This is a genomic window from Pontibacter sp. SGAir0037 (assembly GCF_005491705.1).
Lineage (GTDB): Bacteria > Bacteroidota > Bacteroidia > Cytophagales > Hymenobacteraceae > Pontibacter.
Genome location: NZ_CP028092.1, coordinates 3,274,895 through 3,298,081 on the forward strand (window position 1 = coordinate 3,274,895; position 23,187 = coordinate 3,298,081).

16 protein-coding genes are annotated in these 23,187 nt (G+C 43.8%); 7 read left to right on the top strand and 9 right to left on the bottom strand.

The genetic code is table 11. The features are described 5' to 3' along the window. Positions 1 to 51 precede the first annotated feature (51 nt). From C1N53_RS13275 to C1N53_RS13300, 6 genes are all read right to left on the bottom strand, one after another. A complete protein-coding gene (locus C1N53_RS13275; protein ID WP_137759770.1) occupies positions 52 to 1,479 on the bottom strand; it encodes a glycoside hydrolase family 30 beta sandwich domain-containing protein in 1,428 nt (475 codons plus the stop codon). A gap of 82 nt (positions 1,480 to 1,561) precedes the next feature. Continuing rightward, positions 1,562 to 3,292, bottom strand: a complete 1,731-nt coding sequence (locus C1N53_RS13280; protein WP_137759771.1) for a SusE domain-containing protein — start codon at positions 3,290 to 3,292, stop codon at positions 1,562 to 1,564. A 113-nt stretch (positions 3,293 to 3,405) separates the two neighbouring features. After that, on the bottom strand, positions 3,406 to 4,896 hold the full coding sequence (locus tag C1N53_RS13285) for a RagB/SusD family nutrient uptake outer membrane protein (RefSeq protein WP_137759772.1): 1,491 nt from the start codon (positions 4,894 to 4,896) through the stop codon (positions 3,406 to 3,408). Between the two features lie 16 nt (positions 4,897 to 4,912). After that, a complete protein-coding gene (locus C1N53_RS13290) occupies positions 4,913 to 7,897 on the bottom strand; it encodes a TonB-dependent receptor (protein WP_240773217.1) in 2,985 nt (994 codons plus the stop codon). A 968-nt stretch (positions 7,898 to 8,865) separates the two neighbouring features. Then, entirely contained in the window at positions 8,866 to 11,193 is a 2,328-nt protein-coding gene (locus tag C1N53_RS13295) for a glycoside hydrolase family 3 N-terminal domain-containing protein (RefSeq protein WP_206077573.1), read from the bottom strand. A gap of 477 nt (positions 11,194 to 11,670) precedes the next feature. After that, positions 11,671 to 13,599 (bottom strand): 7TM diverse intracellular signaling domain-containing protein, encoded by a 1,929-nt coding sequence (locus tag C1N53_RS13300; RefSeq protein ID WP_137759773.1) that lies wholly within the window; start codon positions 13,597 to 13,599, stop codon positions 11,671 to 11,673. Positions 13,600 to 13,759: 160 nt separating this feature from the next. Between C1N53_RS13300 and C1N53_RS13305 the strand changes: the two genes are divergently transcribed. The 3 genes from C1N53_RS13305 to C1N53_RS13315 all read left to right on the top strand — a co-directional run bounded on the left by C1N53_RS13305 (position 13,760) and on the right by C1N53_RS13315 (position 17,158). Further along, the gene (locus tag C1N53_RS13305; protein WP_137759774.1) at positions 13,760 to 14,431 is read left to right on the top strand and encodes a hypothetical protein; all 672 of its coding nucleotides are present in this window, start codon (positions 13,760 to 13,762) and stop codon (positions 14,429 to 14,431) included. A 142-nt stretch (positions 14,432 to 14,573) separates the two neighbouring features. Beyond that, the gene (locus C1N53_RS13310; RefSeq protein ID WP_137759775.1) at positions 14,574 to 15,593 is read left to right on the top strand and encodes an MBL fold metallo-hydrolase; all 1,020 of its coding nucleotides are present in this window, start codon (positions 14,574 to 14,576) and stop codon (positions 15,591 to 15,593) included. A gap of 95 nt (positions 15,594 to 15,688) precedes the next feature. Further along, positions 15,689 to 17,158, top strand: a complete 1,470-nt coding sequence (locus tag C1N53_RS13315; protein WP_137761503.1) for a sodium:solute symporter — start codon at positions 15,689 to 15,691, stop codon at positions 17,156 to 17,158. Positions 17,159 to 17,447: 289 nt separating this feature from the next. Here C1N53_RS13315 and rpsT read toward each other — a convergent pair whose 3' ends face one another. Then, positions 17,448 to 17,708 (bottom strand): 30S ribosomal protein S20, encoded by a 261-nt coding sequence (gene rpsT, locus C1N53_RS13320; RefSeq protein WP_137759776.1) that lies wholly within the window; start codon positions 17,706 to 17,708, stop codon positions 17,448 to 17,450. Between the two features lie 194 nt (positions 17,709 to 17,902). Between rpsT and C1N53_RS13325 the strand changes: the two genes are divergently transcribed. From C1N53_RS13325 to C1N53_RS13335, 3 genes are read left to right on the top strand one after another with little or no spacing between them, the layout of a single operon-like run. Beyond that, positions 17,903 to 19,021 carry a cytochrome-c peroxidase gene (locus tag C1N53_RS13325; RefSeq protein WP_137759777.1) on the top strand — a complete coding sequence of 373 codons (1,119 nt, stop codon included), beginning with the start codon at positions 17,903 to 17,905 and terminating at the stop codon, positions 19,019 to 19,021. A gap of 4 nt (positions 19,022 to 19,025) precedes the next feature. Continuing rightward, on the top strand, positions 19,026 to 19,775 hold the full coding sequence (locus tag C1N53_RS13330; protein WP_137759778.1) for an MbnP family protein: 750 nt from the start codon (positions 19,026 to 19,028) through the stop codon (positions 19,773 to 19,775). Between the two features lie 23 nt (positions 19,776 to 19,798). Then, entirely contained in the window at positions 19,799 to 20,896 is a 1,098-nt protein-coding gene (locus tag C1N53_RS13335) for a cytochrome-c peroxidase (RefSeq protein WP_137759779.1), read from the top strand. 38 nt (positions 20,897 to 20,934) lie between these two features. Here the strand turns inward: C1N53_RS13335 and C1N53_RS13340 are convergent, their stop codons facing one another. Next, the gene (locus C1N53_RS13340) at positions 20,935 to 21,426 is read right to left on the bottom strand and encodes a hypothetical protein (protein WP_137759780.1); all 492 of its coding nucleotides are present in this window, start codon (positions 21,424 to 21,426) and stop codon (positions 20,935 to 20,937) included. 130 nt (positions 21,427 to 21,556) lie between these two features. Here C1N53_RS13340 and C1N53_RS13345 point away from each other — a divergent pair, with 130 nt between their 5' ends. Then, entirely contained in the window at positions 21,557 to 22,510 is a 954-nt protein-coding gene (locus C1N53_RS13345; protein ID WP_137759781.1) for a YheT family hydrolase, read from the top strand. Positions 22,511 to 22,516: 6 nt separating this feature from the next. Here C1N53_RS13345 and rsmG read toward each other — a convergent pair whose 3' ends face one another. Then, positions 22,517 to 23,149, bottom strand: a complete 633-nt coding sequence (gene rsmG / locus C1N53_RS13350) for a 16S rRNA (guanine(527)-N(7))-methyltransferase RsmG (protein WP_137759782.1) — start codon at positions 23,147 to 23,149, stop codon at positions 22,517 to 22,519. Positions 23,150 to 23,187: the final 38 nt, after the last annotated feature.

The window sequence follows — 23,187 nt, forward strand, 5'->3', positions numbered from 1 at the left end:
TAAAATCGTTTTTTATATTTAAGCATATCACTGTAATAAGTTTGAGTTCAGTTACCACACAAAGGTTCCTACAGCACCACCGTTAAGAGTAGCCGTTGCCAGTTTACCTTTGTAGGCAATATTAAAGCTTTGAGCAGCAGTACCCTCATTTAACACGATCAGTACTTTCTTTCCGTCTGGTGTTTTAAAGGCCACATTCTGAAGTGATCCTGTGATATTGGAAGCAACACGCACCGAACCAGGGCGAACAAATTTAGAGGCGTGGGCTATTATATAGTAAGCCACGTTACGGGTAACACTATTACCGATGGTCACTCCAGGCAAACAGGTATTACATCCGCCATTTGTATAAGGGCCATTATTCTGATTTGCTGCCAGGTTCCACTCTAATACATTGCGGCTCCAGTTGCGGGTAGCGCCTACTATCAGGTTTTTCGTATGCCAGCTTAAGTCTCCACCAAAGCTCCCGCTGGTGCCAGTATATTGCTCCGTAAAATAGATGTTCTTATCCGGATGTGCTGTCCTTACCTGCGACAGAGCTGAGATATCACCGGCATAGAGGTGAAAAGCGGAGCCATCCACATAAGGTTTAGCCTGTGCATCGTTCAGGATAGCAAGCGGGTATTCAGGTTTATCAGCATTATGATCATAAATAATGATTTTGGTTGTTAAACCTGCCTGTTGCAAAGCCGGACCAATGTTGTTTTTAATAAAACTGGCCTGATCGGCGGCAGACATATACATGCTTGGGTTATTACCATCGTGCAGTGGCTCGTTTTGCAAAGTAATGGCATCTATTGTAATACCTTCTGCCCGCATGGCCTGGATATACTTTACCAGGTATAAGGCATAAGCGTCGTAGTATTCCGATTTAAGATTTCCGCCTATAGTACTGTTGTTTGTCTTCATCCAGGTTGGTGGCGACCAGGGAGTAGCCAGCAGTTTAATAGCAGGATTAATGGCCAATATCTCTTTCAGAACTGGTAAATAATAGGCTCGGTCCGGCTCCAGGCTGAAGTTAGCCAGAGTTGGATCTGTTTGCCCGGCAGGCAAATCGTTATAAGAGTATACATTCGCACTTAAGTCTGATGCGCCTATATTCAGGCGCAGATAACTAATACCAATGTTTGTTTCTGTATCGCCGAATAGCTCTTTCAGCAGCTGGCTTCTTGTACTATTGCCCATCTGGCTCAACACCTGTGCACTGCCACTGGTAAGTGTAAATCCGAAGCCATCTATTTGCTGGTAAGTGGTAGTTGTATCTATTGTGATAGTAGGAAAGCTGTTCGTGCCGCTCTTAAAGTTTATAGCTCCACTTTGCTTTGTAAACAATACAGATTTGTCTGCATTTGTCAGCCAAAAGTCTACTTCTCCCTTACTGGCAGGTGGTTGAGCAATTGGTCCTTCGTCAGCATCGCCACAAGCGGTTAGCCAACTGGTCAGAAACAAAAGAAGAATTAGTTTGAATTTATATTTCATCACTGCAATTGAGTTATAGATAAAAATAATGCTGCTCATCTCCCTTGTTAGTGAACAGAGAAATGAGCAGCAAGAATAGATTTTATTGTTTTACGAACTGATACGTTGCAGAAGCATAATCAGGCTCAATTTCAATGGTAGCCATGTAGCTTCCGCTTGCAGAGATACCTTTGAAATCTTCGCCTCCATTTGTCATGGTGCCGCTCAGCGCGGTTCCGTTGGTGCCGAACTGCACATCCCATGGCGAGTTAAATTTAGTAATAAAGTCTTTCTGCAGGTTAGTGGTAACTTCGAATTTATAAGGATGCACGTAGGTCATGGGGGTTTCTGTTCTGGCATCCCATCCGCCTTCTGCTGTACTCCAATGGAAAAGTTTTAAGTTATAGTACTTCCAGGCAAGTTCTGCATTCGAAAAATTTACCGATAGCTGGTAAGCCTGATCGCGTGCTACATTTATGGCAGTGTTTCCAACACCAACCTGTACCTTATTTTCTACTTTATCAGCAGTAGGAGTAGCTGCTTCTCCGATGGTTCCTGTTATAGTATAAGCAGTACCAGAGCCATCTTCTTTTGTGTTTAAAGTATACGTCTTGCTTTTTTGCAAAGCCAGGTACTTACCAGAACTGAAAGTGCTACCGGACTTGGTTAACTCTACTACCTTGGCACCATCTGATAACAGAAACAGTTGATTCGGAACTTCTGTAGGCGGCGTAACACTATTGTCTTTCTCAACAGCATACGTGTACTTATCTGCTGCAAAGTTTATTGTAAACTTGTACTTGCCAGTACCCCCTGCAGCTGGTAGATCTTCAAAAGTAATTTTATTTTCCTCAGCAAAAGACTGCATCACCAACTGGTTTGTGGTACCTACAATTCTTTTAATCTGATAGGCCCAGTCACCATTCACTCTGAAAATATACCCTGCGTCTGCCACCAGATTCACGGAACCTTCCCAAACGCTATTACCTTTGTACTGCAATGGTTCATCGCCACCCCAGCCATTCGTAATGTTCCCGCCTACCACGCTTATTTTATCAATTTTTAAAAAGCTGTAGGTGTTGTTGTTAAAGTCTGCCGTAATACGATATGCACCCGCACCCGGTGAAGCTATAGCTGCTCCGTTTCGCTGCAGTTGACCACTTGCACCGCCAAAACTTACAGCACTTGCACTCTGAGCACCATAGAACTGCAGGGTTCCACCGGCAGTCAGACCTGTATAAAGTTCATATATCCCTGTAAGGTTTCCATCCCCGTCTTTCAGCGCTTTCATTGGTATTGCCAACGTTACGTTTGCGCCTTTTTCTGTGGCAGAACCTGATACGTATAGTTGTGCCGGTGCCGACTCAGTTTCAAACCGGGTTATACGCACGGCCTGTGATGCTACAGATACTTTATCCAGGGATTGAGCCATTACCGCCCACTTCAGGTTAGCTGTTGTATTGGCTTCATAACCAGCAGCAGATAAAGCCTGGTCGATCTGCCTGGCTGTTGGTGCTACAAACAGATTTTTCCCGCTGCCACCAGATGTCATAGAAAGTATAGGTGAGCTAAAATCCGGGTTGTCTGCCGAGTCCAGCACGAAAGTATACCTCACCTGGTAACGCTCGCTGGAAACAGCTGCCTGCCACTCAAAACGAATCTGTTCAGTTGGCTCATCCTGGTTCAGGACAAGCGTTGCGTTGTCGGAAGGAGTAGAGATAATAGGTGTTGTAAGCTCCCAATTGCCCACAGGATCCAGATTATCCATTTCTTTGCACGACCATACTACAAACAGCATGGCTACAAAGCTTAAAAGCGCATAATTTTTTTTCATCTTTTTAGATTAACTCTTCTAATAAAACTTTCATCATTCTTTAGATATAATCTAGTCATGTGTTCAGCTCCGGCAAAACTTGTAAGCACAGAGCTGAACGACTGTATTATGGTTTATAATGGATTTTGCTCCAGTGTAGGATTTCTGTTTATCTCCTGCTGCGGGATAGGCAACAGCAGATCTGCATCCGTTACATTGTAATTTACACGCTGGCCGGTACGCAGGTCTGTTTCATTCAGGTTATTCATAACCTCACGGGCCACACCATAGCGAACCAAGTCATCCCAACGGCGTCCTTCCTGAGCAAGTTCTAAACGCCTCTCCTTTAAAATAACAGTGCGCATCTGAGTCTGAGAAGCTGCAGTAGTTTGTGGCACATCTTCCAGGCTAACACGGCTTCTGACCCTGTTTACTTCCTGCGCTGCCTCAGTTGGTCTGTTCAACTCATTTAAAGCTTCTGCTTTCAGTAGAATGATATCAGCCAGTCGGAAAATGTACGGGCGATCCGCACTGGCCCAGCCACTGGCATTTCTCCACTTATAGGCAAACGGCACCTGGCTTCCTGTCTGGTTGCTCCAATACTCATCAGCCCAAGGCACAGCTTCAAAAACCATGGTAGCGTTTTTACGAATCTCGTCGCCTTCGGCATCAAAGGCATTTACCAGATCATGTGATGGCGTGGTAAATTTTCTCCAGGTATCGCCACTTAGTGATGGAGGAAGGTGCATTTGCGGCCCCCAGTTACCCTCGTTGCTTCCCAGATACTGCACTTCCATAATAGACTCATCATTATTGTAATGGTTCCCATCATACAAGTGATCATAGTTTTCCAGTAATCTGTAACCGGCAGAACTATTGATAACAGCATTCGCATGTTCCAACACCTTATTATAGTTAGGAGTAGGCATTTGAGCATATACTGTTGCTAATAGAGCATTTGCCGCACCTTTGGTAGCACGAGCTTTATTTACACTGGCATCGCTACCGTAGGTATCCGGCAAACGATTATCCAGCGCAAATTCCAGATCGGCGATAATCTGCGCATACACCTCTTGTTCTGTTGCGCGTGGCACACGTACAACTGCCGGATCAGCTGATTTTACAGTTTCCAGTACTAAAGGAACGCCTCCCCAAAGCTTCACCAGGTTATAGTAATGATACGCACGTAAAAAGGCTGCTTCTCCCATAATCTGGGCTCTGCGCTGCTCTGTAAGAGCCGGGTCTGTAATAGCAGGAGCTCTTTCCAGTACGAGGTTAGCTTTTGCTATTGCATTATAAATATTAGACCAGGCGTTAAAAACTCGGCCATTAGTAGGATTGATGTTTAAAGCGTCAATTTGAAAAATTTCCGGGTTATCGCCGCCGGCATAATGATTATCAGAGCGTACATCCTGGAAAAGTACATGATCCCACACATAATAGTCACTGGACTGGAATGATTCATAAGTACCTGTGAGGGCAGCTTCCAATTGGCTACCCGTTACATAGGCATTATCTATTGTTATCATGGATATTGGCTCCAGATCCAGAAAATTATCACAGGAGTAAAGACCTAGAGATAAGGAAAGGCCTAAAGTATATAGAAGAATATTTTTCTTTTTCATGATTTCATGTTATTGATTAAAACGAAACATTCAGACCTAAAATCAGATTTCTAGTTTGTGGATATGTACCAAAATCAACTCCCAGAGCAGTGTTACTTCCCCCAAAGGCATTTACTTCTGGGTCAAAGCCGGAATATTTCGTAAATGTCAGCAAGTTCTCCCCTGTCGCATAAACTCTAAGATTAGAGATATGTATTCTGTTAAGCAGCGAAGTAGGAAGATCATAGCTTAATGTAAGCGCCTTCACCCTTAGGTAAGAGCCATTTTCAACAAAGCGAGTAGAAGCTAAGGAATTGGCAGTACTGTTAGCAACTGCTCTTGGTATGTTTGTGATATCTCCTGGTTGTCTCCAGCGATCCAGTACAGCAATAGTCTGGTTCTTTGGGTCCAGCATTCCTTCCGTTTCAATGCGTGTAGCATTAAAAATATCATTCCCTTGAACTCCTTGCAGGAAGATACTCAGGCGTACACCCTTGTAACCAAAATCGTTTGTCAGGCCATACTGAAAGTCTGGATTAGCATTACCAATGATAGCTCTGTCATCGGCAGTAGGACTAAAAGTTGACTCTCCCTCCTTATTGATGTAATAAGCCATTCCCGTTTCTGGATCAACACCTCCAAAAACATATCCATAGAAAATTCCGAGTGGCAATCCCTCACGCACTAAACTAATCTCTCCACGGCTTGGTATACCACCAAAGAACTGATCCTGGCCAACCACATTTACCACCTTATTGCGGTTAAAAGAAATATTAAAGTCGGTATCCCAAGTAAAATCTCCCACTAAATTTCTAGATGCAACTTGGAATTCAAGCCCTTTATTCTGAAGTTTCCCTATGTTCTGAACAGCTTGGTTGTATCCAGTTGTCCTCGGTAACGGTGCGTTTAACAGCAGGTCTCTTGTATTTTTCAGATAAGCATCAGCTGTAAAAGATAGCCTGTTATTTAATACAGAAATATCAATACCTAGGTTTGTCTGCTCGGATTCTTCCCATTTTAGATTTCTGTTTTCAATAGACGCAGGATATGTACCCGGCATTACTACACCGCCTATAGGATAGTTTGCACCGCTACCTACCCGACCTGTGTAGGCATAGTCCTCAGTTTGGTCGTTCCCCACAATACCCCAACCTGCTCTTAATTTCAAATCGTTTAGGAATTCAACATTTCGCAGAAATGCCTCTTCTGATACTCTCCATCCAGCAGAGAGAGAAGGGAAATAACCCCAACGTTTTCCAGGACCAAACCTACTGGAACCATCAGCTCTAAAGTTGGCGGTAAGCAGGTATTTCCCAGCATAATCGTAGTTAATACGGCCAATAGCAGCGGCATTTGCTCTATCTATCTTCGTAGCAGTAGCAGAAATCAATTCAGCACCGGCACTAGGTGTAGTAATTGCAGCACTTGCAAAGTTTCTTGTTTCCAAAGAAGCATCCTCCCAAAGGAATTTCTGAATCACAGAGCCTACTAACACACCAACTTTGTGCTGCCCAAATTCTTTATCGTAAGACAGTGTATTATCCCAAATCTGGTAGCTTGTCTGCCATGTTTGATTGCGGCCAATGCCTTTCATTGCAATACCATAACTGGTGCGGAACGGGTCCAGGAAATAATCGCTCATCGCATTGCTATAGTCTACGCCAAAGTTGCTTCTGTATTTAAAGCCTTGCAGGAATTCTACCTCTCCGTAAATATTACCCAGGAACCTGCGGTTGGTATACCCTCTGATAGCACCATCTGTACTTGAAATCGGGTTCTCCCAGTTCTGGAACGGATTACTTGTAAAGGTTCCGTTAGAATTATAGAAACCGATAACAGGAGGCGTAGACAATACGCCTAATATGACACCGCCCTGATTCACGGCCTGATTTTGAGTAACATCAACATCCGCATATCGGGAGTAGTTAACACTGGTTCCTAACTTTAGCCAGTCGTTCACTTCCTGATCCAGGTTTAATTTAAAGCTATAGCGGTCCATTTCCGAACTACGAACAGCACCCTCCTGCTTCATCCAACCTCCGGATAAATAGTAAGAGGTTTTGTCTGACTTACCTGAAAGGGACAACTGGTAGTTTTGAGAAGAACCATTCTGGAACACCTCTTTTTGCCAGTCAGTGTTTTCAGTATAACGGCTCCAGTCAGTGTTATACCCTAGCTCTGTCATCAGGTCACGGTATTGCTCGCTGTTGAGCACACGCTGTGTTTTCCAAACGCTTGAGAAACCAGTATAGGTACTCAGTTCGAAGCGGGGCTTACCTTCTTTACCTCTTTTTGTTGTTATCAGCACAACACCATTTGCGCCCTGGGCACCATATATAGCAGCAGAAGAAGCATCTTTCAAAATAGAAATGCTTTCTATATCAGCCGGATTCAAAGAGCGCGTATCAGTTGTTGGTACGCCGTCTACAACATATAGCGGATCGCTACCCGCATTAATCGAATTCGTTCCACGAATTCTAATGTTCAGGCCTTGCCCTGGTCTACCTGAACTGGAGTTTACCTGCACACCGGCAGCTTTACCCTGTATTAGTGAAGCTACCTGCGTATTTGGCCTCGATTCGAAAGCTTCAGAGGAAACAGTTGACACAGCACCTGTAATGTCCTTTCTCTCCTGTGTACCATATCCTATTACAACTACTTCTGACAATGCTTTGGCATCGGTTTGTAGTACAACATCAATAACGGTTCGGCCATTTACAGCAACCTCCTGTGACACATAGCCCAGATAAGATATAACCAGTACACCACCCTCATCTGGAACAGAAAGTCTGTAAGTGCCATCTACACCTACAATGGCACCTGATGAAGTACCTTTCAGGGAAACACTTGCTCCGATTAATGGCTCACCGGTGTCTGAAGTAACCTTACCTGTAACTGTTATATCGAATCTACCTTCTACGGAAGGAGTCGGAGTGCTTGCTGCAGTACTGGCATAGGATATATTGCCTATCCCAATAACCATTGCAATACAACCGACTGCCGGATATAAAATTTTTTTCATTTGTTATTGGATTAATTGTTAAAGCAAAAAAAGTGAATGTAAATAAAGCTGGGTGCTCTGATCCCTGATCTGGTTGGTAAGCGAATCAGAAGCAAGGGCTTAACTTTAGAAGAAATTATTAATTGGGTTCATATTTGAATAACATTATTAGGAGTCCTTGAATTCCAAAATGATGTAAGTGATCACTTTAGAATTTATACAACAAATATGAACCATTTAACGGAATAATCAAACTCATGAACATGCTCAAAATATTCACCCAAGCAACCCAAACAACAACATGATACGCTTTAGCAACATAGCATATCGGCACAAAATCACATCAGCACTACATCTTTTAGGTAAAAACAGAATACTTTGTTTGATAATCGTTAAATTTAATACGGTTTGGCGCTATTGCTTTAATATGACGTAAAAAACATTTGATCGCTTTAACACCGCAATCAAATTCTTTAAAAGATACAATTTTAATTTAGCTAAAAATGAGGCATTACTTACCTCGTTCACAAACATTGCTTTCTCATCTACTGAAACCGTCAATTTGAGCTGTTACTTACACCTTAGCAGCTATTATTTATCAAACGAAAACAGCCACCTCCAGCCATCAAACCTAGCCTTTTATGCAGAAAACGAAAGATGATATGGTGGAGAGATACCAAAGAAGAGAGAACGCTCAACCACCTGTAAAGAATTGTAAATTGAATACGCATCTTAAAACAGGCATATAATCCGCAATGTCCTCTTGTATAGCAACATGTACAAGTGGCACCAGCAAAACAGCGGCCCTTCAAAAGTCAGCAGCAGAGCCATAAAAGCATCCTTAAGGCGCCTTTTTAAAACGAAAAAACCGCCCCTGCAATGCAGGGGCGGTTTAGAGTGTACACCATCTAAAGGTTTAAGTAAACCTGTGTACATTTCGTTCTAGCACATACCCAAAAGGTATGTATGCAACATCTTATCAGGTAGCTCTATTCGAACTGAAAAGAAACTGTTTTATCGGCTATCTGTACTTTAAATTCCCCAGGCTCAGTAACTCGCTTGTTTTCAAGGTTTACAAAGGCAATATCGTCTGGTTTAATCTGGAAGCTCACTGTTTTGGTTTCTCCGGGCTTCAGACTCAGTTTATCAAACCCTCTCAGCCTTTTAACATCAGGTGTCATAAGCGTAGCTACCATGTCGCTGATATAAAGCAGCACAGTCTCCTTTCCTTCGCGCTTGCCTGTATTTGTTACGTCTACTGTTATCGTAAGCGTTTGATTGGCTTTTAAGGTGCTGCTGCTCAGCTTCAGGTTTCCATAGCTGAAAGTTGTATAACTTAAGCCATGACCAAACTCGAACTGCGGGTTATAATCAGCATCGTAGTTATACACCCCTTCCACAGTAGATCTTGATTCTGAAGGCTTGTGGTTATAGGTTACAATAGAGTTCGGGAAGCGAGGGTACGTGTAAGGCAGTTTACCAGAAGGGTTTATGTCGCCGAAAAGCACATCCGCCAGTGCATCCCCTCCATAGTTTCCAGGTAGGAAGGTCTGTACAATAGCAGGCACTTTATCTTCAAATTTGCTGATTACACGCGGGCGGCCTTCGTTCAGCACCAGCACTACCGGCTTACCTGCAGCCGCTAATTTCAGGGCCAGTTCTGTTTGCAGGTCAGACAGGTATAGATCACTCATGTTACCCGGTGTTTCAGTATAAGTATTCTCTCCCACACAAAGCACCACCACATCTGCATTTCGGGCAGCAGCCACGGCTTCGTCCATCTTATCAGCATACTCTTCGAAGTACTTGCCATCCATTTTGTAGCTGACACCAGGCACATACGTTACGTTACCGGCACCGGCTTTCTTCTGAACTGCCTCCAGTATAGTATTGTATTTCCCGGCAAACTCATCAACTTTTTCTCCCTGCCAGGAGTAAGTCCAGGCACCGTTTAGGGTGCGCATGTTGTTTGCGTTCGGCCCTGTTACCAGTATCTTCTTATTTTTAGCCAAAGGCAAGAGGTTGTTCTGGTTTTTCAGCAGCGTAATAGCTTCCTGTGCTGCCAGGTAAGCTTGGGTTTCAAACTCTTTGCTGCCAAACTTTGCATAATTTTTGGGATTGGTAGTCGGCTTTTCGAACAACCCTAATCTGTACTTAACCCACAAAATTCTACGCACTGCGTCATCCAGACGCTCCTGTGATACTTTGCCCTCTTTTACCAGTGCTATCAGGTTATCACAAAATACTTCATAATTATAGGCAATCATCGACATATCTATACCAGCGTTAATAGCCAGCATAATAGCCTCTTTGTGGTCTTTGGCAATACGATCGCGTGTATGCAGGTTCTCAATATCACCCCAGTCGGTAATAACCAGACCTTTAAAGCCTAACTCTTCCTTCAACAGCTTTGTCAGGATATTGTAGTTGGCATGCACCGGCACCCCATTGATAATACCTGAGTTAATCATAACTGAGTGTGCTCCAGCTTCGATGGCTGCCTTAAAAGCAGGTAAATGATACTCACGCAGCGCCTGATCTGAGATATAGGCAGGAGTACGGTCTTTACCTGAAACAGGCACCATGTAGCCCAGGAAGTGTTTTAAAGAAGTGGCTACTTTTTCAGGATGCGCCACATTATTGTCTTCGCCTTCCATTCCTTTGATCATTTGCTTACCCAGTTCTGTTACCAGATATGGGTCTTCGCCAAATGTCTCCCATTGGCGCGGAAAACGCGGATCTGCACCTAAATCGAGTACCGGAGCAAAATTCCAAGGAATGCTGCTGGCGCGTAACTCATAGGCAGTTATCTCGGCTCCTGAACGTACCAGCTGACGGTTGAAAGTAGCCGCCAGCGCAATTTGCTGCGGAAACATAGTAGCACCTGCTGTGTAAGTAACCCCGTGCATCGCATCCACACCATAAATCACAGGTATCTTCATGCGTGTTTGTTTCAGGGCAATGTTCTGAATGTCGCTGATGATTTTGTACCAGGCTTCCGGTGTACGGGCTCTGTTATTAGCTGTATTCAATACCGATCCGATGTGGTATTTTACCAGCGCCTTGTTCGTTTCGGCCTTATCAAGCACAACAGGTTCATCGCTGGCATAACGGTTCGGACCTTTTCCAATCACGTCCAGCGTAATCTGGGCCATCTGCCCCACCTTTTCCTCCACTGTCATTTTTTGCAGCAGACTGTTGATCTGAGCATCGTATTTGTCCTGCGCAAAAGTGCTTTGCATCGAACCAAGAGCTACAGCTAAAACGCATAAACGTTTCAATGCCCTTGTGCCGACCTGTAAAGAGTGTATTTTCATAATAAAGTTTAACTATTTGCTATAAGGGTAATCAAAATCTAAACATCTTCTACAATCCATCTCGCCTGTAAAAGGCATTACTTCTCATCATTTTTTAGAGGCTCCTCTTTATTACTGCCCCTCATAATAGATGTAAGTAATTACTTTCTCAGGTTCTATTTTTCAAAGATAGATGCCTTTTACCGAAATAGTCAAACCCATTTCTCTTCCGGGAAATTTACAGAAAAGCGTTTCATGGACATCTGATACGGTTCATGATCGTGACAGAATACGCCATCAGGCTGGAAAAACCGAAAAAACAACGGGATAAGGAGCATCCAGGACACTAAGATAGAGGCCCAGAGATCAGGTACAGCTTTACAATTGGTTCCCGTAAACCATAGATGATACGCTTTAGCCCATCCCTAAACTTATTTGAATAATGCAAAACAAATTTCTCTGATTTTGAAGCCCACTTACCAGGTAACCTTTGCCTGCTCAGGCAAACTGGTTTGTTTCGAGCACGAGCTTACTCCAGCCTTTTTCTCCGGCATTGTGCAGGTCCTTTTTTCGTTCCTCCATTACTTTCTTCACCTTACTGCTGTAAGTCCAGCAGGTGCCTTGCCGGATGGAAAGAATCTCTGAAAGTTTATGAGAGGATATTTTTCCTTGGGTAGTATAAATAAGGTATACCATGTAAAAAGCCTTGTTAATCTGAATCCGGGTGCCCTGGAAAATGGTATTGGCAGTAACAGACTCGTCGTAGCTACATGCTGCGCATCGGCGGCTATAAGGATAACGGCCATGAAAGAAATGTTTATGCCCGCATTTCCAGCAGCTGTACCCATTTTCCCATTTCAGATCAGCCAGAAATTTAAAGCAAGAGTCGTTGTCAGGATAAATCTTACTGAATTCCTCGAAATCCACTTCTGTAGATAGAGCCCTGGCCTGCGTTACTTTCTGAATATTGCTCTGCAGCTCCACATTGTCTTCTTTTAGCAGCGCATTCATTCTGGATATCTCTTCTGCCTGTTGCTTTAACAGCACATTCATCGCCAGCAGCTCATCGTTTTTCTGCTCAATTACCTGCGATTTCAGCAGAATTTCCCGTGACTTTTCAACCACTTCTTTGGTACGCGACTGCACCTGATTTTCCAGCTCCTTATTCAGCGTATCCTTTAGCTTCAGGTTTACATCCATCTGCTTTATGATCCGCTTCTGCGCATTTTCTTTCTTCTTTTTAAGTAAACGCACCTTATCGCCAATGGCAAACGAAAGCAGCACCATTTCCATCACAAAACATATTGCCAGAATATAGTGTCCTGCAGGACTGCCAAATATATCGCCATAACCGAATATAATCAGTACTTTTACCAGGAAGCCCAGGTAAACAAAGCTGTAGCCCAGCAGGAAAAAGCGAGCCGCTCTGTATCCATGCTTAAATATGTAAATACCGGTAGCAAAAGAGATCGAGAGCGGGATAATTTCGACAAAGCGATATTCGAACCATTCCGGTTTAACAATTATACAGAAAAGAAAATAAAGCGTTCGTAAGCCTATAACTGCCAGAAGCACTTTATCCAGCTTAGGAGCCTTAGACTTTACGTGCAGTAGGTCGCGTGCGAAAAGCAAAGCAAAGGTGCTCATAAAATACAGCGCAATACCATAGGCGTTTCTGTTCAGCCAGGGCGACTCCGGCCACAGGTACTGGAAAGCAATTCCATCGGTAGACATTTCGTAAAAGCCGATGCTCAGTATGTATAAGATGTAAAAAACATACTGCCGCTGCTTCATAACCAACAACATCAGGAAATTATAAAAGCAGAAAATCAGAATCATGCCATAAAAGATCCCGAACGTAAAGTATTCATCCAGCGCGTAATGGATAAACCAGCTTACACTCCGGAGCACGATAATGACATTCGCCCGTTGCGATACCGTTACCCTGAAGTAATAAACCTGTTCCTTGCCCTCAAAATCCTGCAGGGCAAATTCAAAATTTTTGTGGCTGAATAACCTGCTCCCAAACTCGTGTTTAGCTCCGGTTCTATAAACGTTGTATTTTCCTTCTCCGTCTGGTATGTAAGCTGTAATATCATCGATGGTCTGGTCGAAGAACTCAATAATGTAGTTATCCTTCAACTGATCCTCATAATTTACTTTAATCCGATACCAGTAGGCAGATTGGTTATTAATAACCGGACACCATTTGTTAAGAACATGAAAGCTATTGCTTTTTGCCTGCACCTGTTCGAATGTTAACGCCCCTGCAGGATCTTCGAGATACTCTATTTCACTAAATGTAAAGATATGTTCCTGTACCTCATCCCCTACCTGAACGGGCTTTTGTGCCATTGCCGGAAAGAGCAGCAACGAAAGCCCCAGAAACAACAATAAATTAAAGGAGAACTTTATATGAATAGGCATAGTAGCATTAGATGCTGATAAAGATTTAAATATAACACTTACTTAGCTAACGCAAAAGTACGCATCTTAATTACAGTCTATCGTTTACTGGTAAGATATTTGCTTCTAAACTTCATCATTCTTATCTTAGTATAAGATTTTAGACATCAGCGACTTCACCGTGAAAAATATAGTAAAAACAATATTTGCCTGCTGCCTGCTTTTTGCAGGCTCTACAACCCTGGCACAGCAAGCCACACCTCCTGTAAAAGCCAGCCTCGACGCAGCACCTGCAACGGTAGAGCAGGCAACAACAGAAACTTTGCCTGTAACCCGGGAAACTGAAAGTACACCAGCTGCCACACTGCCTCTTAACCGGTTCAGCTATGGTTTATCTTTAGGCTCCAGCTTTGGCAGTGGCTTTGGTGCTACTTTTGCAGAACCTTCGGTCAGGCACCAGGTCAGCGATCGCTTTCGGGTGTTTGGCAGCTTTACTTACATGAATGTAATGTCGCAGCAGTATACCATGCATAGCCCGGAGGGCGGTACAGTTGTAGCTAACAGTGGCCCCAGCAACCATTACATCGTGAATGCGGGAGTAGATTACCTCGCCAGCGACCGCCTGATACTGAGTGGCAGTGTCTGGAAGGATTTTTCAAATGTACCGGCTCCAAACCCACTGTACAATGGCCTTTTTCAGCCATCCAGGCAAGGGGCCGATTTTAGAGCTACCTATAAAATAACAGAAAATCTTTCTGTTACAGGTGGTGTGCGGTACTCTAATGGCGGCTCGCCGATGCAAGGTTTGTATGGCCCCGGATTAGGTGGCTATAGAAGTAGCGCCTGGTGGTGAGAATGAAAAATTACATAAAGCACTTTTCTTGAAAGAGGAAAGTGCTTTTTTTATTTTAGCCGCGTTTCAAAGTTTAGCATTGTACCTCTTCCTCCTATTTTGCGTTTAGCTGTAAAGTAACCAGAAGAACCGTAGAAAAAGCTTGGAACAAAAGAAACTTAAACAAAGGCATATCCGCAATGAGCGGTTGGAAACCATAAAACCAGATTACAGGGGTAATAAGGTGATTGATGGCGTTTTTGCCAACGGAGATAAAGTATATAAACCTGCCTTAGCCAATGTACTAAAGTGGCAGCTATCTAAAAACCCGCAGCGGGAAGAGAAAAAAAGAGATACTTATACTCCTCCTGTTCAAAAAGGTACCGATTTTATCTCTTCTTCCGAAGAAATGGTGGTATGGCTCGGGCACGCCAGCTTTTTTATCCGCCTGAATGGTGTTACGTTTCTTACTGACCCGGTTTTTAACGACATTCCGCTGGTTAAACGCAAAGCAGGTATGCCCTGTGCGCCAGAAGATTTCAAAAACATTGATTTCCTGCTGCTTTCGCACGCCCACTACGATCACCTCGATAAAAGCTCCGTAAACCAGGTGTTTAGTAGCAGCCCATCCTTAAAAGCACTTATTCCGCTTGAGGTAGGAAGTATTCTAAGAGGCATAAACCCACACTTGCCCTACCAGGAGGCCGGATGGTACCAGAAGTATGACCTGACTCCGGATGGCGTGGAAGTATACTTTTTACCTGCCTCACACTGGAACAGGCGCACGCCCTTCGACATGAACAAAATGTTATGGGGGAGCTTCTTGCTGAAAACCAATAACACACTGCTGTACTTTGCCGGAGACACCGCCCTTAATTCTCATTTTGAGGAAATAGAAGCTCTCTTTGGGCCTATGGATGTGTGCCTGATGCCTGTCGGAGCATATAAGCCGGCCTATTTAATGCAGGGCAGCCACATGAACCCGCATGAAGCTGTAAAAGCCTATAACCTGCTCCGCGGCGGCACTTTTATCCCAATGCACTACGGCACCTTCGATTTATCAGATGAGCCCGCAGGCGAACCTGTGCGCATATTAGAGCAAATAGCCGCAGGAGGCATGCTGCAGGGGCTTAAAATACCTGCTATCGGGGAGCCAGTTCTTTTAAGCCAGCTACAGGTATAGAAAAGACTCCGGGGCTGGAGTAGCAACATAATTTTCTATATTTGCAGACTGATAAATCTTTCGGTTTACAAAACCTAACCATGACTCCTCAGAATATATCTCCCCAATTAATACTCGGCCTGATAGCAGCTTATTTCCTGATCCTGATTTTCATCTCTTACCTGACCAGCAGGAACACGGATTCTGAAACGTTCTTTCTGGCAAATAGAAGATCGCCCTGGTATGTTGTAGCCTTTGGCATGATAGGTACCTCTTTATCTGGTGTAACCTTTGTTTCTATACCTGGTATGGTGAGAACAGCTCAATTCTCTTATCTGCAACTGGTGCTTGGATACTTACTGGGTTACCTGGTAATTGCCACTATCCTGATGCCGCTCTACTACCGCCTTAACCTGGTCTCTATTTATACTTACCTCGAACAGCGCTTTGGCTACTGGTCCTATAAAACAGGGGCTGCTTTTTTCCTGCTTTCCCGTACATTGGGTGCTTCTATTCGCCTATTCCTGGTGGCAGGGGTGCTACAGTTAGCCGTTTTTAACGATCTGGGTGTGCCTTTTTCTGTATCCGTTATCATTACCATTCTGCTGATCTGGATTTATACTTTCAGGGGAGGCATGAAAACGATTATCTGGACAGATACTTTCCAGACTACCGCTATGCTTTTAGCGGTTATCACAAGTATCACCCTTATTTCGGATGAACTCAATTTATCGTTTCAAGGTCTTGTAAACACTGTATCAGAGAGCGACTACTCTCAGGTATTCTTTTGGGATTTTAAAGACAGCAAATACTTTTTAAAGCAGTTCTTTTCCGGAGCTTTCATAGCGATTGTTATGACAGGACTGGACCAGGATATGATGCAAAAGAACCTGAGCTGCAAGAACATTGGCGAGGCTCAGAAAAACATGTTCTGGTTCAGCGTTATACTTGTATTTGTAAACCTGCTGTTTCTTGCTCTTGGCGCGCTGCTATACCTTTATGCTAACGCCAAAGGCATTAATTTACCGGCAAAAGGCGATGATGTGTTTCCGTTTCTGGCTCTTAACCACTTTTCCAGCTTCTCAGGCATTGTATTTATACTGGGCATTATTGCCATTACCTATGCCTCTGCCGATTCTGCCCTCACAGCACTTACCACCTCTTTCTGCGTTGATTTCCTGGACTTCCGGAACAGAAGCGAACAAGAGCGTGTGCGCATGCGCTATATCGTACACTTTGGTGTCTCCGTAGTGATGGTGCTGGTAATTATTGCTTTTGATATACTAAACAGCGAGAGTGTTATTAATGCTGTATTTAAAGTGGCAGGATATACCTATGGCCCCTTACTTGGCCTTTACTCCTTTGGCCTCTATACCAAGCGCCCTGTCAGAGACAGATTTGTACCGATCATCTGTGTTGTTGCACCTATCCTGACCTATGTCATCAGTTCTAATTCCGCAGAATGGTTTAGCGGCTACGAATTCGGCTTTGAGGTGCTTATTCTGAACGGTTTCCTGACATTTATTGGCTTGTATGGCATTTCTACCAAAGCCACAGATTTAGAATTAGCCCAGGAGCAACTATAAGAGACTAAATTTAATTCCGGAGGAAAGCACCTTCTTGCAGGAGTGAGTAAGGGCTGCGTTTGTTATAAGCTTTTAATGGAGACAAAAAAGTCACCATTAAAAGCTTAAGCTATTCCTGCTTGATAGCACCACCTCTTGCAGAAGCAGATTTTCAATAACAGAGATTGAATAAGCTATGTACAAGTGCCCGGTGAGGTAAAACATGGGCAGCAGCAATACTCCTGCTATACCCAAACACAAAAAGCCTTGCATAGGCATGCAAGGCTTCACGAAGAGGAAATTCAAAAAATTAAGCTGCCGCTAAACTGTTAACGAATTTAGCTAACTTAGACTTATTGTTAGCAGCTTTGTTTTTATGAATAATGTTTTTCTTAGCCAGACGGTCAATCATTGAAGAAACTGTCTTGTACAGTTCCTGCGCTTCACCTTGATCTGTCGTATTTTTCAATTTTTTGATGAAAGTACGAGTAGTTTTCGCCTGGTACCTGTTACGAAGACGTTTAGCGTCGTTAGATCTGATTCTCTTTAATGCCGACTTGTGATTAGCCATATTATTTTATCGTAATAAATGAATGCTTCTTTCCGTTTCTTAAATGGATTGCAAAGGTAAAACCTTAATAGTTAATTTCCAACAACTCATTCGGATAAAATCTATTTTATGTTAAAACGTAACAAAAGGCCCCTGTTTGCTCTATATAGCACTGTAACTAGATTTCCGATTACCTACTAATTACCTTTGCAGTAATGATTCGCCTCAAATATACAGCTTTACTCTTACTATCCTCTGCTTTCTTTTTCTCCTGCTCCAGCGAACCAGGACCATTAGAGGAGCCGGATGTTGTAGTGGAACCTAATAAACCTACCCCCTACCAGCTGGTTATCCCCAATAACCTGCCTAAAACCTTCACTATACCCGAAAACAACCCACTTACAGTAGAAGGGGTAGAACTTGGCAGGCACTTGTTCTACGAAAGAAAACTTTCAGGTGATAACACCATGTCGTGCAGCACCTGCCACCAACAGCAATTAGCCTTTACCGATGGCAAAGCAGTAAGTTTTGGCATTGCCAGGCGGCCTACCAAACGTGGAGCTATGTCGCTGGCCAATATGTTGTGGTTCAACCGTTTTAACTGGGACGGCGAAGCAAACAGCCTGGAACAACAGGCGCTTATTCCCCTGGAAAGCGAACTGGAAATGCACCAGTCGCTGAGCGACGGAGTTAAAAAACTACAGGAAACAGGTCTTTACCCCCCGATGTTTCAGAAGGCATTTGGCTCCAGCACTATTACCGAAGAAAACGTGCTTAAAGCGCTTGGGCAGTTCCAGCGCACACTCATTTCCGGCAATTCCCGCTATGATCAGTATCTCGAAAACAAGATTAACCTGACACCTGACGAAATGGAAGGCATGGCGCTTTTTATGACTCACCCCGAACCAGCTCAAAACTTAAGAGGCGGCAACTGTGGCGACTGCCATGGCGGCACCCTTCTGACAACCCGCACTTTCCATAACAATGGATTAGATGTAGAACTGAAAGACAATGGTTTAGGAGCTATCACAGGCAGAGCAACCGACAATGGCAAGTTTAAAGCGCCTTCGCTCCGCAATATTGCCTTAACAGCACCTTACATGCACGATGGCCGCTTCGAGACACTGGAGCAGGTACTGGATCATTATAACGAACTTCACCTGTTTAACAACCCAAACCTTGATCCGCTTATTATGGAAGCATCCAATATGACTAATGGCAGAACCCTGAAGCTAACAGAGGAAGAAAAACAGAAAATCATCAAGTTCCTTCACACCCTAACCGACGAGTCTTTTATTACTGATCCGCGTTTTTCAGACCCTTTTAAACAGTAGTTATATGAAAAAGCTTTTTGCATCTTTAGTACCGGCACTAGCGCTTCTTACCCTTATCACCTCCTGCTCCGACGACAACATTGCCACCAATGGAAGTGTAGTGCTTCAATTTGAGCATATGGTGGGTTCTCAGGTTCTACAGCTTGAAGATGAATCTTATACCAGTCCGGCAGGCATTCCCTATACTGTTAGTAGCTTTAAATATTATATCAGTAATGTAAAATTACTCAACGATGCCGGCCAGGTTACTTATGTAGAGCCGGAAAGTTATCATCTGATAGAACAGGGCGGGAAAACATTTTTTGAGTTAAAAGATATACCGGCTGCTACTTACTCCGGCCTGGAGCTATCCATTGGCGTAGATGAGGAACTGAACCACCGCATTGATCATCAGGGAGATCTTGATCCTGCCAACGAAATGGTGTGGGACTGGGACTCCGGCTATAAATTTCTGATGGTTGTAGGCAATTTTACGGGCAATACCCGAAATGGCGGACTTGTTTTCCATGTAGGAGGCGATGTAAATTACAAAACGCTTCAGTATACTTTGCCTCAACCTATAAACCTCCAGAAAAGTCAACGCTATCAGGTACTGTTGCAGGCCGATGTAAATGAGATATTTCAAAATCCTAACCTGATCGATTTTGACCAGACAAGCTCTTCAGGTCATGGCATGGGGCCAAGTATCATTGCGGAGAACTATAGTAATGGATTCCTGAAGGTGGTAAGTACTACTGCACTACAGGCAGAATGAATTATTGCGTAGCTGCTACAACAATGTTTTTCCACGGAATAGGCAGAATATTGGTAAGCCTGTGCCTGCTACAGCTGGTTAGCTGCGATTCTGCACCATACCAGCAATCTATACCAAACCAAGAAACGATTTACCTTCCTGAGGTACCTGTGAACCTTGCAGCGGCTCTACCTTACCCGGAACGTAACCCGCCTACAAAAGAAGGAGTGGCATTGGGCCGGATGTTATTTTACGATCCTATCCTCTCACAAAACGGCACTGTTTCCTGCGCCAGCTGCCACCAACCCGAAAAAGCTTTTACAGATGGTGTGGCTCTTTCCAGGGCCGGAGTAAGCGGGGCCCCTTTGCAGCGACACGTACCTACACTGGTTAATGTTGCCTGGCAGGATGGCCTGTTCTGGGACGGAGGTGCCAAGGATATAGAATCATTAACGTTTGGGCCTCTCACCCACCCTGATGAAATGGGCCAGCATGTAAAAGAGCTGGTACAAAAGCTTCAGCAACACGAGCAATATCCACAGCTGTTTAAAAAGGCCTTTCAAACTGATAGCATTACCTCAGCTTTCGTTACACGCGCCCTGGCACAGTTTGAGCGCACTTTAATTTCCGGCAACTCCCGCTATGACCGGTACATCAGAAATGAAGCACAGGGAACGCTAACCAGCTACGAACTGGAAGGGCTGTCGCTTTTTAAAAAACACTGTAGCAACTGCCACTCCAGCGATTTATTTACCGATAACAGCTACCATAACAACGGGCTTGACAGTGAATTCTCAGATGCAAACGAGGCCCTTCATTTTGCCAGGGGCCGCATTACTAACCAGGCTGCTGATATAGGCAAGTACAAGACACCAACTTTACGCAATATTGCTCTTACGGCACCTTACATGCACGATGGCAGGTTTTCAACTTTAGAGGAAGTGCTGGACCATTATAGTACGGGCGTAACATATTCTCCTTCTCTGGCACTACAACTGCAGCAAAACAATAAATTAGGTATTCCACTTTCTTCATCCGATAAGAACAAAATCGTTTCGTTTCTGCTTACCCTTACCGATAGCAGCTTTATACAGGACAAACGGTATGGCAACCCTTTTAAAACAGAAAACCAGCTGCAGTAAACACCACAGCTGGTTTTTTTAAAACAGATGATGCCGTGTTAATTATCTTCTCTCTCAACATCTACATCAACACGTACATCATCTAGGCTTTTAAAGCGACGCTTCAAGCTTTCTTCTGTATTTTTCCACTTATCTTTAGTCTGCTTCCACTCTTCTTTGGTTTTAGCATCCATTTCATCAGATTTAGCTTCTACTGCATCTTCGCGTCTTTTATACTCTGCTTTCAGTTGCTTCCATTCTTCCTCTGTTGCATTTTCAGCACGAGCTGCGTTAGAAGATACCCAGGCCTGAAATTCATCTAATTCCCTTCTGGCATCTGCCGTCTCCTCACCAGCCTCTACCCTGGCCTCAGCAGAAGTATTATCAGCTTCATAGGTTGCGTCATCTTCTACCAACCCTTCATTTACCTCTGTCTGGTTTGTACTTACTTCTGAATTATTCTCGCTGCCCGCCCCTTGGCTGCAGGCATACATAAAAGCGCCCAAAGCCAATGCGAACACGAATGTTCTTATCTTTGACGAAATTTCCATAGTTCAATAGTTTTTACTCTAGTGCTTAATACGGATAATCTAAAATATTGATATATGATATATGCTAAATTTATTAATTTCAGCATATCAACTTTAAAAAGTTCAATATATAATAACTAATATTTAATTAATGCCACTTCTTTCTTCTACTTACAGGGCTCCAGCATATTTATTTAACGGGCATATACAAACTATCGTACCTGCTTTGTTTCGAAAAGTAAGAGAGATGCCTTCTTATGAGCGGGAACGACTACTTACACCCGACGACGACTTTTTGGACGCCGATTGGTATAAAACAGGATCAAAAAGCCTGGCTATACTCTCGCATGGTTTAGAGGGCGACAGTAGCAGGAGCTACATATTGGGTATGGTAAAAGCTTTAAACCAGAACGGAATAGATGCATTAGCCTGGAACTACCGCAGTTGTAGTGGCGAACCCAACAAGTTGTTAAGCTCGTACCATTTAGGAGCTTCTGATGACCTGAATTTTGTAATTCAGCATGCGCTTAAAACCGGCAAATACACGACACTTTATTTATTAGGCTATAGCGCGGGCGGCAATATTACTTTAAAGTACCTGGGCGAGAAGCCCGAGCTGGTACCACAGGAGGTGAAACGTGCAGCGGTATTTTCGGTGCCGGTAGACCTGAAGAGCTCTGCACAGCGTATCCCCGTTATTTATACACGACGCTTTTTAAAAACACTCGGCAAAAAGCTGGAACAAAAAAGCGAGATGTTCCCTGGGCAGGTAGATTTAAGCAACTTTAGCCTGTACTGGTCCTTTCCTGAATTTGATAACAGGTATACGGCACCGTTGCATGGCTTTAAAGATGCCGAAGATTATTATAGCCGCGTCAGCAGCAGGCAGTTCTTACCTCAAATTAAAATTCCTACGCTGCTGGTAAACGCCCAAAACGACCCTTTTTTAGGAAGCGCCTGTTACCCCGTAGAAGAAGCTGCACAAAGTACTCATCTCTACCTCGAAACGCCTGCACAAGGTGGCCATGTCGGCTTTGCAGAGGATTTCCGGAAAGATGTGTATTACTCAGAAAGAAGAGCTATTGAATTTCTGTTAGAGCAGTAGCCTGTTTTAGGGCATCGGCACCACCACCACTTTTTTGGTTTCGAAAAAATCCTCTACAAAATAGTGCTTTAGGTCATACACCTTTGTAATTAGTCCCGACTCCGCAATTTCTTCCTCCAGGTCGCCGCCTTTCAGGTAATAAATGCCTTTATCAGGTATAGCGCCTTTCTTAAAGCTGTTAGCTACCCAAGGATAGAAGTTTGCCAGTCGTGTTACGGCCCTGCTCACTACAAAATCGAATTTTTCCCGCACCTGTTCTGCCCTTGCATGCGAGGCGGTTACGTTTTGCAGGTGTAGTTCTCTTGCAATTTCCTCTACCACATGAATCTTTTTACCGATAGAGTCGACCAGGTGAAACCGGACATCAGGAAACATAACTGCCAAAGGCAAACCTGGTAAGCCTCCGCCTGTACCTACATCCAGCACATGCGCCTGCTCCGGAAATTGTATTACCTTGGCAATACCCAACGAATGCAGGATGTGGTGTGTCCCCAGCTGATCCATGTCTTTGCGGGAGATAACGTTAATTTTTTGATTCCACTCCTGGTATAAATGCCCCATTTGCTCATATTTCTGCAGCTGGTATTCGGTAAGCTCAGGAAAATAGCCGGAAAGAAGTGTTCGAATAGCTTGAGACATAGCGTTTACAGGATTGAGATCAGGTTTAAAACGGGTGC

Excerpts from the sequence above, each read along its gene's own strand:
- C1N53_RS13325 (WP_137759777.1), top strand. The coding sequence starts at position 17,903 with ATGATTCGCCTCAAATATACAGCTTTACTCTTACTATCCTCTGCTTTC.
- C1N53_RS13285 (WP_137759772.1), bottom strand. The coding sequence starts at position 4,896 with ATGAAAAAGAAAAATATTCTTCTATATACTTTAGGCCTTTCCTTATCT.
- C1N53_RS13280 (WP_137759771.1), bottom strand. The coding sequence starts at position 3,292 with ATGAAAAAAAATTATGCGCTTTTAAGCTTTGTAGCCATGCTGTTTGTA.
- C1N53_RS13295 (WP_206077573.1), bottom strand. The coding sequence starts at position 11,193 with ATGAAAATACACTCTTTACAGGTCGGCACAAGGGCATTGAAACGTTTA.
- C1N53_RS13290 (WP_240773217.1), bottom strand. The coding sequence starts at position 7,897 with ATGAAAAAAATTTTATATCCGGCAGTCGGTTGTATTGCAATGGTTATT.
- C1N53_RS13345 (WP_137759781.1), top strand. The coding sequence starts at position 21,557 with ATGCCACTTCTTTCTTCTACTTACAGGGCTCCAGCATATTTATTTAAC.
- rpsT (WP_137759776.1), bottom strand. The coding sequence starts at position 17,708 with ATGGCTAATCACAAGTCGGCATTAAAGAGAATCAGATCTAACGACGCT.
- C1N53_RS13300 (WP_137759773.1), bottom strand. The coding sequence starts at position 13,599 with ATGCCTATTCATATAAAGTTCTCCTTTAATTTATTGTTGTTTCTGGGG.
- C1N53_RS13340 (WP_137759780.1), bottom strand. The coding sequence starts at position 21,426 with ATGGAAATTTCGTCAAAGATAAGAACATTCGTGTTCGCATTGGCTTTG.
- rsmG (WP_137759782.1), bottom strand. The coding sequence starts at position 23,149 with ATGTCTCAAGCTATTCGAACACTTCTTTCCGGCTATTTTCCTGAGCTT.
- C1N53_RS13330 (WP_137759778.1), top strand. The coding sequence starts at position 19,026 with ATGAAAAAGCTTTTTGCATCTTTAGTACCGGCACTAGCGCTTCTTACC.
- C1N53_RS13275 (WP_137759770.1), bottom strand. The coding sequence starts at position 1,479 with ATGAAATATAAATTCAAACTAATTCTTCTTTTGTTTCTGACCAGTTGG.
- C1N53_RS13335 (WP_137759779.1), top strand. The coding sequence starts at position 19,799 with ATGTTTTTCCACGGAATAGGCAGAATATTGGTAAGCCTGTGCCTGCTA.